This window comes from Paraflavitalea sp. CAU 1676 (assembly GCF_029223285.1).
Classification (GTDB): Bacteria; Bacteroidota; Bacteroidia; order Chitinophagales; family Chitinophagaceae; genus Paraflavitalea.
In genome coordinates, this window is sequence record NZ_JARHUJ010000003.1 from 560,980 (window position 1) to 575,565 (window position 14,586).

General features: G+C 47.0%; 10 protein-coding genes. 3 read left to right on the forward strand and 7 right to left on the reverse strand.

Annotation, left to right across the window (positions count from 1 at the left end; genetic code table 11):
* Window positions 1-51 precede the first annotated feature (51 nt).
* Entirely contained in the window at window positions 52-648 is a 597-nt protein-coding gene (locus tag P2H89_RS11255) for an HD domain-containing protein (RefSeq protein ID WP_275826840.1), read from the forward strand.
* A gap of 82 nt (window positions 649-730) precedes the next feature.
* Here P2H89_RS11255 and P2H89_RS11260 read toward each other — a convergent pair whose 3' ends face one another.
* Entirely contained in the window at window positions 731-1,891 is a 1,161-nt protein-coding gene (locus tag P2H89_RS11260; protein ID WP_275826841.1) for a heparan-alpha-glucosaminide N-acetyltransferase domain-containing protein, read from the reverse strand.
* Between the two features lie 175 nt (window positions 1,892-2,066).
* Between P2H89_RS11260 and P2H89_RS11265 the strand changes: the two genes are divergently transcribed.
* Both P2H89_RS11265 and P2H89_RS11270 read left to right on the forward strand, forming a co-directional pair.
* Window positions 2,067-3,092, forward strand: coding sequence for a histidine kinase (locus P2H89_RS11265; protein WP_275826842.1), 1,026 nt, complete (start codon window positions 2,067-2,069; stop codon window positions 3,090-3,092).
* A gap of 4 nt (window positions 3,093-3,096) precedes the next feature.
* Window positions 3,097-3,867 (forward strand): LytTR family DNA-binding domain-containing protein, encoded by a 771-nt coding sequence (locus P2H89_RS11270; protein ID WP_275826843.1) that lies wholly within the window; start codon window positions 3,097-3,099, stop codon window positions 3,865-3,867.
* 128 nt (window positions 3,868-3,995) lie between these two features.
* On the opposite strand, the gene P2H89_RS11275 is transcribed toward P2H89_RS11270, so the two are convergent.
* The 6 genes from P2H89_RS11275 to P2H89_RS11300 all read right to left on the reverse strand — a co-directional run bounded on the left by P2H89_RS11275 (window position 3,996) and on the right by P2H89_RS11300 (window position 14,584).
* Window positions 3,996-5,594: a solute:sodium symporter family transporter gene (locus P2H89_RS11275; protein WP_275826844.1), complete on the reverse strand. Its 1,599-nt coding sequence runs from the start codon at window positions 5,592-5,594 to the stop codon at window positions 3,996-3,998.
* 16 nt (window positions 5,595-5,610) lie between these two features.
* Entirely contained in the window at window positions 5,611-7,584 is a 1,974-nt protein-coding gene (locus P2H89_RS11280; RefSeq protein WP_275826845.1) for a hypothetical protein, read from the reverse strand.
* 25 nt (window positions 7,585-7,609) lie between these two features.
* On the reverse strand, window positions 7,610-8,623 hold the full coding sequence (locus P2H89_RS11285; RefSeq protein WP_275826846.1) for a GntR family transcriptional regulator: 1,014 nt from the start codon (window positions 8,621-8,623) through the stop codon (window positions 7,610-7,612).
* Between the two features lie 37 nt (window positions 8,624-8,660).
* A complete protein-coding gene (locus P2H89_RS11290; protein WP_275826847.1) occupies window positions 8,661-10,103 on the reverse strand; it encodes a hypothetical protein in 1,443 nt (480 codons plus the stop codon).
* A 102-nt stretch (window positions 10,104-10,205) separates the two neighbouring features.
* Entirely contained in the window at window positions 10,206-11,876 is a 1,671-nt protein-coding gene (locus tag P2H89_RS11295) for a RagB/SusD family nutrient uptake outer membrane protein (protein WP_275826848.1), read from the reverse strand.
* A 29-nt stretch (window positions 11,877-11,905) separates the two neighbouring features.
* The gene (locus tag P2H89_RS11300; protein WP_275826849.1) at window positions 11,906-14,584 is read right to left on the reverse strand and encodes a TonB-dependent receptor; all 2,679 of its coding nucleotides are present in this window, start codon (window positions 14,582-14,584) and stop codon (window positions 11,906-11,908) included.
* Window positions 14,585-14,586 lie beyond the last annotated feature (2 nt).

A 14,586-nucleotide genomic window follows, 5' to 3' on the forward strand; every position in this document is an offset into this window, starting at 1 on the left:
TTATTATGACTTAATTTTGCCTTATCGATCCACTCATCTAAAGCTCCGCGTATGAATTTTGAGCAATTGCAGCAACAGGTAGATTTCATTCACGAAATCGATAAGGTAAAGTATATACAGCGCAGAACAAAGCTGTTTAACAGCGACCGCCCCGAAAATGATGCGGAGCATAGCTGGCACCTGTCCTTAATGGCCATCGTCCTGGCTGGCCACAGTAACGAACCGATCGACCTGTTGAAAGTGATCAAGATGCTACTGATCCATGATGTGGTGGAGATTGATTCCGGCGACATCTTTTTGTATGATAACGTAGTCAGCCACTCCAACACAGAAGCTGAAACCATAGCCGCCAGGCGGATATTTGGTTTACTTCCCGCTGATCAGGCCGAAGAGCTCATTGCCATCTGGGAAGAATTTGAAGCCGGAGAAACCGCTGAAGCTAAGTTCGCCCGTGCGATGGACCGCTTTGAACCGCTGCTCCAAAATAGGTCTAATAACGGCGGTACCTGGAAAGAATTCAACGTAACGTATGACAAGGTCGTCCAAAAAAAGAGCATCATTAAAGAAGGTTCTGACCTGCTGTGGAGCTATGCTAAAACATTGATCGATAAAAGCGTAGATGAAGGGATGCTGAAAAAAAATAGTTAACAGGCAGCTTGTAGGGCCGCCTGCGCGGCGCTATATCCAACCGAATGCGATCATCAACAAACCCTCCTTAACTGGCTCCCAGTTATAGAAACTTCAGCCACCAGTGCTGGTGAGTGGCTTTGTATCGTCCATACCAGCAGCATGGCTTATAAAGCAAAGCCACGACAATTACCCAAACCAAATAAACCTGCCATAGCGCGAGGCCGTTTCTGATATCTACAGGTCTTCCGAAATTCCCGGAAGCAACATCCATCTGTTCCCAGGTGATGCCCTGTGCAAGCAGCACACCAAACATGATCAAATGAATGAGGTAGAAATGGAGCAGGAAATAAAACAGTGGCACTTTGCCATACCGGCATACAATCCTGGAAAGCCTTCCTGCCGCATTTTCGGCAAAAGCCAATATAAAAAACATGATTCCTAAAGTAGCGAGGCAAAACAACAGTGATGGTGGGTATTTGGTGATGTTCATGAACGAAAGAAAAGTATACAAAGCATTCTTTTGAGAAGACCACGGTACAGGATCGCCATAAACGTTGACAAAGCGGATAAGAACAAACAATAACAATCCGGCGCAGCCCAACCGCACAAACATTTTCTTCCTCTCCTGCCCCTCCCATTCAAAGCATTTCCCGGCTGCAAAACCAACCAGCATGATACCCAACCATGGTATCGGTGGATAAGCAATGATCAGGGTACGTCCAAATACAGGAAAAGCACCGGGACCAAAGAATGGACTTAAAATAGCCCGCGCTATTGAATCTTCACCAAAAGGGACCAGGACGAATAGGTTGTGGCAAAACAGTATGACCAACCCGACAATGGCGATCGCTTTTGTCGACAACCTGCTCATCAGGCTAAGCAGGATGAAGCCAAATCCAATAGCTCCAATCACCTCAAAAATAAACGTATGAAAGCCAGGATCGAAATACAAGCCAAAGTTCACCAGGGTAAACTCCAGCAAGATCAGGTACAAGCCGCGCTTCCATAAAAACCTCCTGCTTCTGCCAACATCCTTGCTGCTGCTGAGCGACAGGAAGGCCGATGTTCCCGATAAAAACACGAATATAGGGGCGCAAAGATGGGTTATCCATCGTGTAAAGAATAATTGAGGAGTAGTGGTAGTGAGATCGGTAGGACTTTGGGTAAGGCCATTTACATGAAGCAGATCACGCACATGGTCGAGCGCCATGATAATCATTACAGTTCCTCTTGTAAAATCAATGCCAGGGATCCTTTTCATGAAGGGACTATTTTTTTTGATTGAAGTCGCTGTTTGGCGAGATGCTCAAAATTGGTGGTAATAACTGTGTCGCGACGGAAGTACAACCTGCATTTTGCCGGGTTCATGGGGCAAATGGCCAGCCTGGCCGTTTTCTGGGGATTTTGGCTAATTTGGATGATTATTATTGCTATGAATGAAAAGCCTGGCCGGTAAATATCGTTTGAAGGAAGGAGGTTTTATTGCGCTGTTTTTCCCGGCAGCCTTTGCGCTTTCCGACAGCAGCAGATCTACCACGGTGGTTCACTTTGTTTCTTCTTTTCTGATCATACTTTCGCTGTGGTGCATGAATTTCGCCCTGATTGACTTCAGGACGAACAAATCGATGAAAGCAAAGAATAAGCCCAGGGCCCTCCATTACAAAATAGCAGTATCCTATATGTTGGCGATACTGATCTATTTATCGGTCGGGCTATTGCTGAATACGCTATCGGGCCGGTTACTTTCCACGGCAAGGGGCAACTGGGGTCATTCTTTCAGCACCTGGTTTTTCATCTTCCTGCAAATATTTTTATTCAATACACTGATCTTATTGATCAAACATGCCTTCGACAGTGTTGCAGAAAAAAGGGACATCGCACTGGAGAATGAGATGCTAAAGCGGGAAAACCTGCATGCTGTACACGAAGCGTTGAAGCAACAGATCAATCCTCATTTCTTATTCAACTCGCTGACGACGTTACAATCATTAACAAAATATGATCCCAGGCAGGCGGTTAGCTTTATCGGCGAGCTGGCTTCTGTGTATCGTTATATGCTGCAACACCAGGATAAAAATATGGTGACGCTGGGTGAAGAGCTGAACTTTATGCGCTCTTACCTGTACCTGTTAAAGATCCGGTTTGGGGATGCGATCTGCACCGACATACAGGTACCGGAGCAGGTGCTCAGTAACACGATGCCACCGAATACGCTGCAATTATTGGTGGAGAATGCAGTAAAGCATAACGGTCTTTCGTTAAAAAGGCCGTTGCACATTTCGATTTTCATGACGAAAGAATACCTGGCGGTAAAGAACAACCTGCAGTCAAAACCGGTGGAACCGACCTCCTCCCGTTTGGGTTTAAGTAATATAAGCCGCCGTTATATGTTATTGAAGGGAAAAGATATTGTTGTCACAAAGAACGAACATGAATTTCAGGTTTTACTTCCCATAACTTAAGTATATGAAAGTTTTGATCATAGAAGATGAAGTGCAAACGGCCAGAGACCTGCAACGGTCGATCAAGGCCTTACGTCCGGCCTTTCACATTGTTGACATTATCGACAGTGTTGAATCGGGACTTGAATGGTTCGATAAGAACCAGCAGCCCGACCTGATCTTTTCGGATATTCAACTGGGGGATGGTCTCGCATTCGATATCTTCAAGCGGGTCGATATTCAATGCCCGGTAGTCTTCTGTACCGCTTACGACCAATATGCTATCCAGGCTTTTCGTAATAACGGCATTGATTACTTATTAAAGCCGCTCGAGGAAGGTTTATTGGAAAAATGCCTGAACAAGTTACAGCACCTGTTAAAGAAACCGGCCAGTCAGGAAGAACGGCCTTTACTTACAGCGCTCCTGAAAGAGCTCCAGGGGACCCATAAGTCATACAAATCAACCTTCCTGGTAACCTACCGCGACAAGCTGATCCCTGTTAACGTAAACGATGTGCTATACTTTCGGGTAACCGGTGAAGTGGTAGACCTGTGTACGAAAGACAATCAGCAATATCGCCTGGTTGATTCGCTGGATTACATTGAATCGCTGATTGATCCGTCACTTTTTTACCGGGCAAACCGGCAATACCTGGTGGCTTTTAAAGCGATCAGGGAAGTGGAAACATATATTGAACGGAAGCTGCTGGTGCACCTTATACAACCGGCAGCAGATCCTATTGTTGTCAGTAAAGCAAAATCGTCAGACTTCCTCGCCTGGATGGAAAGTCATTAACCCCTATTGCCGGCCTGATACAACAAATCTACACCAGGTTCCAATCCGCTTGTTTGCATTTGTGACGGGCGTCTCCAAAACCGGGGATGGGCTTCGGCAAAATGCCGTAGCCTATGCAATATGAATTATCATCGGGCCAACCCCAACGGCGAAAACAATACAAACAGGAACACCGCCATCAGCACCAGTAGAAATGTATAAAAATGCCTGTTCTTCCAGGGCTTTATATCAACCATGCTATTGCCAGCCAGGCGAAAGGGAACAGGTACAGGCTTCCATTTTCCGATTAATAACATGATCAGCGTTGTCATTACAAACAAAATGGCAAGTACATGCAAAAAGTGAACCTGTACATCAAATACCAGTTGCGTACACGCATAACATACCACAAAAAAGAACAACCCAACTTTAGCAGCTAACGGCGGAACCCTGGTCGTCAGCAGCCCCACCACCAGTATAGTAAATATGGGCACGCTGAATAAGCCACCAATCTTCTGCAGGTAGGTATAAAGTCCTCCTTTCGCAAACATCATAAACGGAGCAATGCAGATGGCCACCAGGCAAATAAGCATTTCAAAGCGCTTGGCAGCCCGCAGGTAGTCCCGTTCGTTCACATCCCATTTTCTTTTTATAGCCAATGGCTTGTAGATATTCAAGGTAAACAAGGTCGCCGAACTGTTTAACCCGGCATTGAAGGTCGTAATGGCTGCGCCGAACATCAGTGCAGCCATAAAGCCGCTATAAACAGGAGAGGAAACATCGGCCACCAGTCTTGGAAACACCTCCACGGTATTCGACAATCCGCTGTACAGGTGTACCGCAATAATGCCGGGAATATTGATCAATAATGGCAATAGTAATTTGCCAACACAAGCAAGCGCAATCCCTTTTTGACAATCAGCCAGGCTCCTGGAGCCAAGCACCTGTTGTACAATATACTGCTCAGTGCCCCAATAATACAGGTTGATGAGCGCCATACCCGTAAAGATGGTTCCAAACGGGATGGCATCGCCCGAACGTCCCATGCTGTTGAAATGATCAGTATGGGAAGACAACACCTTAGCCAGGCCCGCTTGCAAACTACCATCCCCCAGATGCTTTAAGGCAAAAAAAGGAAGCAATAGTCCGCCGGTAAACATCCCGATCCCCAGCAATACATCCGACACGGCGATCGCTTTGAGACCGCCCAGTAGAGAATACAAGCCACCAATAATTCCCATCACCCACACCAATAGCCAGATGGTAGTCCAATAACCGATCTGGTAATGTTCAGAAAAATGAAAAAGCCCGTTGAAGGCAACAGCACCGCTATACAAAACAGAGGGCAGCAGGTTGATGATATAGTTCAGCAGGAAAATAATCGATACAATTGTCTTCGTGCTATTGTCATAGCGAAGGGCCAAAAACTCAGGCGTCGTGGAAATGCCCATTTTCAGGTACACAGGAATAATAAACTCCGAAACCACCAGCATGGCTAAAACAGAAGTAACGCCCCAGGCCATTACACTCATGTTGTTGATATAAGTAAGCTCGTTCTCACCAACAAACAAAGCAGTATTGATATTGGCAAACAACAAGCCGCACCCCACGGCAACAAACCCCAGCTTACGATTGGCAAAAAACAGACCCGATAAAGTATGCAATTGCTCCTTCCTCGTTTTGATCCACGACAACAAAGCCACACAAATGGTAAGGGCCAGGAAAGTCAGGAGAGCAATCGTATTCATTGGCTAAAACTATACATTACAACACAAAACGCAACGGCTTAACGCCATTCCAGTCAATAATTTTTGCCGGCTTGCCCGCCTCCTGTACCCGCACACGGTATCTGCCTCCAAGGCGAACCACCGACATATCGAACAGCGTATTAAAAGCATAAACATTATTCAACGACATTTCCTTCCATCTCTTCGGCAGCCTCGGACAAATGGCGAACTCCCTGAGTCCAACCGGTTCGAAACCCCAGAGGCCCTCAACAACCGAACGGCAGTAAAGACCGCTTTCGGCCGACAAATGACGCTGGTCTCCCTCCGGCCAGGCTTCAATGGCATAGGGAACATGATCGCCCAGTAACCTTTTAGCAGAGTAGTAGGCAAAATAAGGGTAAGTGGTATCGGTTGCACCAGACCTGAATAAGCCGCGGAATCCGTATAAGGTCGAGCGATCCCAGAACGTAGTTGATCCCGATTGCGTAAGCAGGCCATTGATCGTCCATAAACGGGGAGATAATAAGGCATTCTTCGTTTGCTCCTTGCGCTCGTCGATATCCATCACCAGCGGCAGGCAGATCCACGAACGCAACTTATCATTACCATCATAGTATCGATAGGTCTCATATCCCTCCACCGACGATCCGAAGTATCGGTTGATACTACTTTTCAATGCTGCCGCCTCCTTCATCCAGGCTTCAGCCACAGCAGGCTTACCCAATGAAGAAGCGAGCTGTGCCCCATATCGAAAGGAAGCATAAGCCAGCACATTCGTAGAAAGATTTATTTTCCCCGCCGGGAACCTGCCTTCCAATTCGTCCGATTCGGAAGCGATCACCCCCTCCGGAGATTTTTTTCCAAGCAGGTAAGCATTACACCAATCGATCAATGGCCAAAGAGAGGTAGCCATCGAAGTATCCCCACAGGTCAAGGCGAAAAAAGAGGCGCCATACCCGATCATTGCCTGATCGCCCCGATCACCTGCACCATTCCAGAATCCCGCCCCCTCTGCAATGATAGAACTGGGAATAGGTTGAAAAGAAGGGTTCATATAGCCGGCAAACAGCCGGAAACTATTAAGGGCCGATGCTACACCTGCAGGATATCCAAGATAGGCAAAGAACGGGTTGATGTATTCGGCCTGGTCATTGGCCCAGATGGCGGCATAATACTCTCCGCCGCCAGGGCCATGCATCAGTCCCTGTTTGGTATCGTAGATACTTTCACCCGCCCTGATCTTGGCAAAGGCAAACATGCGGTTTATTGTGTCGTTAGGCGTTTTCAACACCAGTTTCTCCTGCAGTTGATCCACCAGCATAAGCCGCTTTTCCCATTCGTACCGGGCGGCGTAGTAATAAGGTTCCTCAGTTACTTTCCGTGCCGATATCACTACCGAAAATTGAAGTGCCTCATGACTGGCAAGCTTTTTAAGGCCACCATCATACACTTTATAATTTACATTGTACGCACCATACACTCCCTTTTGGGCATCCGTGATCTCGCTTCGGTCAATTTCGGGAATGTCTACTTCGATAGCCTTATCCCCGTTATTACGGATCGTGTAGCTTTCAATAAAGGCAGGTTTATCGACAGCAGGAAATAGCCTTTTGTGTATACTGACGCTTTTACCCAACAGCGACTCACCTTCCAATACCCCTTTGATGTAGTACCATTGAGGAACGTCCTGCCCCAATTGGCCTCCTATCATAATGGAATCCGTAATATTTCCGTTAAACTCCCTGATCAGATTGCCTCTTGTATCATTGGGTATGGTGCGCAGCATGGGAAATACCAGCTTACGGCTATAAATCCTTTTCCCCGAATGGTCTACTCCATAACGAACAATCACGGAGATCTGTTTTCCACTCATTTCGATATGATCCGCATGCGCCTGGTTTGCTTCCACGTTCCATCGAATGCCGCCATCCTTGCTCAATTGCCAGTATTGCTGTTGGGCGTACATAGTGGTACCTGCCAGCAAAAATGCCAGCAACATCATTTGTTTCATGTGTTTGATTTTTATAGGGCTGTCATCAAAGTGAAGTTCTACGGGCCAGCACAACGGGCAGGGTAACCTGTATATTCTCTTTATTCAGTATTGTTTGAGCGGCCATTGTTCCCATTAATCCAAAGTCGGCAGAATAGGTAGTAATTCCCACAAATTCCTTCGCCGGCTCATCGTTGTGCGACAGGATACCAACATCCTTGCCCACCTTTAATTTTTTTGCTTTGCATTCCTTCAATATTTCCCACATGGCAAAGTTGTCGAGGGTAAAATAAACCTTACCCTTTTCAATGCTGCCCGGAACAAACTCGGAGATCACCCGCCCTTTTACTTTGTACGCTTTGAGGAATTTCCGGAATGCCTTTACGATCTCTTTGGGATCAAGTGAGTCGGGAGAATGATAGAAGATGAATTCGTCAAACCGTTTGATCTCCTCAGCCAGTTCGGCAAATATTTTATACGACGATTGTTCAAATTCCTGTGTTATATGATTAAACTCCCCATCCAACTGCTCAAACCGGTCAAACATCAGGAACTTTTGAGTGGGTATACTCTCCAGCAATTCCTTTGATTTAGGATCGGGGATCGGAGCGATCACATACATACCAAACTTTCCTTTGATGCGCTGAAGGATCGTTTCAAATACTTCAATATTGCCGTGGTGGAAGAAGGTCTGGAGGTCAACCGAAGCTCCCAGGGTATTTCGGAAATTCCGGTAAAACTGCTCTTCAAAACTATCCAGGTTATACATCAGCAGCGCAACATGCAGCATTTGACCGGTATTACCATTCGCAACATAATAGCCCAGCCTGTTCTTTGACTCAATAATCCCCCTGCTCACCAGTTCATGATATCCTTTTATGATCGTTTCCCTGGAAAAGCGAAGCTCCCGGATCATGGTATTCACAGAGGGTAAAGTATCGTCAGGAACAAGGATCTTTTCATTGATAGCGTTGATGATTCCCTGCACCAAACGATCATGTTTGGAATAGGCCGCTACTTTTTCAAGTTCTCTTATCTTTTCATAGAACATTTTCATCATCCAACTTCTGTTTACTACAATAGGCAATTAACGTACCCTAACTTTTCTTATAACCCGCTACCAGTTTCTTTCCAGGCGGCACACGCACATCCACGTAAGAAATAAAATTACCCATAATTCCGCACTCCCGGGTAGCTTTCATTTTTCGCCCGGCCACCTCTATAAAGGGTATCTCCCCATTAAACGCTACCCGCCAGGTGATCGCTTTCTTACCCTCATTCAACAATGAACTTCCGTTTTGCCAGTGCTCAACAGTGACGGTCGAAGACAAAACCGGCAAGTGAAACAAGGAACTACGATCGGCACTGCGGCTCCGGTAAAGCGTCGATACCCGGTTAAACCTTGCATCGGCCTCCACGCCCATCAGCCCCTGTACGATCCCTTCTATCGCCCCAAACGACACTTCCGGATAATCCCTTCTTTTGGTCGCCGGATTCGTAAGATACAGGATATAACTATAGGCTTTATCCCAATAACCGTACCTGTACAACTGGTAAGCCTGGTATGATAAATTCTCAACATTCCAGTCATTATTCACCAGATGCCCGATCGTGCTTCGTATTCTTGCACTGTCTTTTAAAGCATCGAACCACAACAGAAAGGTTTCCCCCTCCCCTCTACCAAATACACCATTATTGGTTACATGGGTATAATACCGTTCGAGCTGTGGATCCCACCAGGCCGATTCCAGTTGATGGCGATAAGCGGCTGCTTTCCGGGCATACAGATCAGCCGCTTTCTTATTGCCCCTCCATGCCTCCGCTGCCGACCATGCTTCAGCTCCCCGATAGAGGGCAGCTACCAGGTCGACCCCCATTTTCAGATCGGCCACATTCTCTGTATAAGAAGGTAATCCCCGGCAACGGTGAAAATAATCGATTATATTAAAGGGAACCGGCGCGTTGGGATAAGCTGGCCTTGCAAGCAGCGAATCGGCCTGCAAGGTCCAACGATCAATGAATTCATTCAATGAGCGCAGGTGAAAAGATTCAAAAGCAGGATGCCTGATATAGTCGGTGTCGCCTGTCCACAAATACAATCGCCAGCAGGCGTAAATAAGATCGAAATTGGCGTTGAGGTTGTACCAGAACGCTGTATCGTTACGATAGTCTTCAGGCGCGGGTTTGCCGAGGTAATTCATTTCCCAATACGTACACCAATCTTTTTTAGCAGAGATGTTCGACACGAACTGAAGGAACATATTCTTGTTCTCACCACTCATGCCCAGCGATTCCGCCGCCAGGCACTGATGCGAAACATCCCTGATACAAAAAGCCCGCCGGGAGGGTAATGCGGCCTCGTACCACGGGCCTACCGGGTCAGCAGCGCTTCCCCGGTAAGACAATGCCATTTGCCGGGCATTACTGAATGCTGTTTGCAGCGCGGTATCTGTAGAGGTAAACCCAATAGGCCTCGCCTGGGCGCCGGCTGTAAAGCTTGCCCATAAGAACAACACTAACAAAATAACAGTTCTGTTCATACTGATTGCATTTATTCGAAAACCAACTGCCTACCCAAACCCTCCTCCTCCTTACGAATGTACAGATTACAAATAGATTGGATAGGCAGCAGGTTATTGATCTTAATTATAACCCGGATTCTGTGGCAAACCCGTCCTTTCAATCTCTGTTCTCGGGATTGGCAACAGGTAATTGCCCGGCTTGAAATAACGTTGCTCCAGGTCCTTATACTGGTAAGTTTTAGTGCCATTCTGTGCACGGGTAATGATCACCTGGCCAATGGGCAGGTTCTGCGTAACATCCGCAACCTTCCAGCGGCGCACATCATAATAGCGGTGTCCTTCAAAACACAATTCCACCTGCCTTTCATTACGTATCCTTTTTTCAAGATCAGTGCCGCTTTCAGTAAGACCAACCCCTATCCCCGCCCTGTTTCGCAACAGGTTGAGGTACTGCCGCGCGGTTGCTTCATGCCCCAGGTAAAACTCAGCCTCTGCATAGTTGAGGTAGATCTCCGACAACCTGGACAGGATCCAGAACTTATTGGTTTGGGTAGTTGCATTAAAATCGTAGGTCGTGTCCATGTACTTCCGGAAAGTATACCTTGTTTCGCTGTTGTTCCAGGTATCGATGCCCTGGGGAGAATCCAGGCCGCCTTCAAAAAACTCCGCCAGCGTTCCATCAGGATTATTACTGCTTTTTCTCCAGTCTACATATGCCGGATTCCCCAATGAACGGCCATCAAATACAATATTCGCATAGAACCTCGCATCCCGGTTCTGGTAAGGTCGTTGCGGATCATAACCTGAGGCTGCATCGGAAATATACTTGCCATTGGCAGTACCAAAAGCATCCACCAGGTTTTGCGTGGGCGCAAATGCCGCCCAACCGTGATACCCGCTGGGATAGTTCATCATTTCTACACCGGCAAATGCACTCCAGTTATATTGTTTGTTTGATAGTCTTACGCCGATCAATTCCGGGTTGAAGGTGGTAAAAATATCTGCGTAGTTGCCGCTATAGAGACTGAACTTGTTCAGATCAAGAACGGCTTTCGCGGCAGCGGACGCAGCCGCCCACTTAGCCTGGTCGTTGGTCGGATTCCATTGCGGACTGGCAGCATACAGCAACATCCTCGACTTGATCGCCAGCGCCAGTGGGCCAGTGATCCGTCCGGTAGCCGTTCCTCCACCAGTTGCAGTCAACAAACCTGCAGCAAGATCCAGTTCCGAAACGATAAACTTCACCGTTTCCTCGAACGAACTGCGTGGCACCTTGAAATCGGAATTCAATTCAAAGGGCGTTTTGATCAGGGGCACGCCACCATAATCACTAACCAGTTGAAAATAGGCGTACGCACGCAGAAAAGTAACCTCGCCTTTAAGGCGCTTACGAAATGCTTCATCGCCCGGAATAGCATCTATCTTCGACAGGAAGATATTGGCATTTTGGATATGGCTGTAATTCTTTGCCCAAATATCAAAGTCCCCGGCATTATCGGGCGATAGTATCCCCTTTGTAATTACGCTCCGTATACCCGCATAATCGAACTTATTATAGCCTTCATCGACCGCACACGACAGCAGGAAACTCCTGTTGATAGATTTACCCCAATCGTAGGTACAGGTAGGAAGTACATTATAAATATTGTTCGCAAAAGCCTCTGCCAGTTTCAGATCGCTCCAAACAGACTGATCAGTATAAGAATCCAGGGGTGCTTTATCCAGCACCTTCGAACAAGAGAATAAAATGGTATTGCTGAGAAAGATTCCAGCCAGTATTTTGAGTTTCATATAGCATGTTTTAAAAGTAAAAAAAGGAACTACAGTCCGACATTAACACCTGCCCTGAATATCCTCGACTGAGGATAATTAACCCCGGTAATATTATTCGTTTCCGGATCGATACCATACTGCTTCGTATTATCGAACGACAGGAGGTTATAGCCACTGGCATATACACGCAGACTGGAAATCCCAAATCTTGAATAAACCTGAACCGGCAGGGAATAAGAAACCTCCACCGATTTCAATCGCAGAAAAGCAGCGCTCTTCAGCCAGAAGTCAGCGTAAATGCTGTTATAGCTATCATTGCTATTGAACGCCCTTGGATATTGCGCCTGGGGATTATCTGTAGTCGACCTGCCATCATACAACCACTTTGGAGGTGCTATCAGAGAGCCCTGCATTTGAGACAGGATCATTTGTTTGGCCATTGCCTGGCCAGAAAGGAGAATATTAACACCAATTCCTTTATAAGCAGCACCCAGGTTAAGGCCGTAAACCAGCTTGGGAGTAGCCGACTCGAATTTCCTTACCCGGTCATTGCTCGTTATACTTTTGTTACCGTCTGTGTCTTTGATCCATAGGTCGCCGATCCTGGCGCCAGGCAAATGTACCGATCCGTCAAGCTCCTCTTTGGTATGATAAATACCGTTTGTTTCATACACCAGCCAGGAATCGATGGGGTGCCCCTCCGATCTTTGCCATGCCGGCACATTGGCTGCCTCATCGCGAAACAACACCTTGCTTTTAGCGTAGGTAAGGTTTACGCCGATATTGTATTGCAGCGCCCCTTTCCGGTTATTGTACACGGCAGAAAAGTCAATACCCCTGTTAAGTGACTTTCCGATATTCTCTGCTGGCAACGACATGCCCGTATACAAGGGTATCGAGGCACTACGCTGGGCAAGGATATCTTTCCGCAGATAACGGAAATAGTCGGCAGTAATATTCAGTTTGCCCTCCAAAAAGGTGACATCGAAGCCAATATTCCTGGTATCCTGTTTTTCCCAGGTAATGTCGGGATTGGGCGTACTGGACAATATCAAAGAGGGGGCCAGCGCATAATCGTTGCCAAAATAAGTATAGTAGTTCTTATTGCTTACCAGCTGATACCTGGTCAGGAACAGGTATTGCGCCACCGCATCGCTACCCATCAAACCCCAGGAAGCCCTAACCTTTAATTGGTTTATGAAATTGATATTGTTTTTAAAGAACTTCTCCTCCGAGATCCTCCAGCCTGCAGTTACGGCGGGAAATAATCCCCACCGGTTATTCGAAGGAAAATTGAAGGAACCATTGTAGCGAAAAGACAGCTCGGCAAGATACCTGTTGTCAAAATTGTAGGCGAGCCTGCCCAGATAGCTGGCCCGGCCATCCTGCGCAGAGGCGCCGGTTGCGAGTTGACCTTCGGCATTCCCCGTGAATATCTGGTCTATCTGATCGCTCAGCAGATCTTTCCGGTAGGCGTAAGTCTGGGAATAATTGGAAGACGTTTGTTCATAGGCAGCAAAAGCGTTGATATTATGGGCACCAAATTGCCGGTCGTAAGCCAGCTTGATAAAATAAGTGCTCGCATAAGTTAACCGGTCGTCCTGTGTAATACTCGTAATAGCGGTTGATGTTTTCTGATTGGCATATTCGCCGGTGGTGCGGTTAAAGGAAAAAGCATCCCAGGGTTTATTAAATATTTTTTCATTGCGCAGGTTGATATCATACGAAGCATATCCGCTCACCGACAAACCCGGGGTCACAAAGGGTAATTGCCAATCAAATCCGGCCAGCGGAGTGAGCGCATAATTCTTTATTTTATCATATCCCGGGTCGCCTGTTACCAGGATGACAGGATTCCTTCCGTTCGACACGCCTGCACTAAGTGATCCGTTGGGCCAGCGAACAGGAATAAAAGGATACAGAGACCTGGCTTCATGAAGAATACTGTTAACACCATAAGTAGGATAAACACGGTCTTCCCGGCGCGCTGCCAGGTCAAGGTTTACCTTCAGGTTTTTCGATACCCTTGCATCGATATTGGAGCGAATATTGAACTGCTTATAATGCTCAATACTGTTGCTGAAATTGCTTGATTGATCCAGGTACTGGCCCGAGAAATAGTATTTAATATTATCACCTCCGCCACTTACCGACACCGAATGCGCGGTTTGCGGAGCGTTTTTCCGGAATACTTCATGGATCCAGTCTGTGCTGGTGTAGCTGGGATCATTTCCCGCTTTGTACTTATCGATATCGGCCTGAGTATAGGTATTGGGCTTGATCTCGTTGTAGTAGGTCATGTACTGCCAGGCATTCACCACTTCGGGCAGGCGGGTCAGTTGCTGAACACCCAAAGAACCATCATACTGAATGGTGGGCTTTCCCGTTTTACCTCTTTTGGTGGTCACCAATATAACACCGTTGGCAGAACGCACCCCATAAATAGCAGCAGAAGCATCTTTCAGCACAGTGATATTTTCAATATCGGCAGGGTTGATACGGGTGAAATCCCTGTCGGGAACACCATCCACAACTACCAGCGGACTGGTTCCGCCACCAAATGAATTAAATCCCCTGATCAGGATAGTAGACGCGTCATCGCCCGGGCGACCCGAACGGTTATTGGCGATTACACCTGGGATGCGCCCCGCAATGGCATTTGAAATATTGGCCGAACTGCTTTGTACAATATCACTCCCTTTTACAGAAGCGACAGCGCCGGTCACAG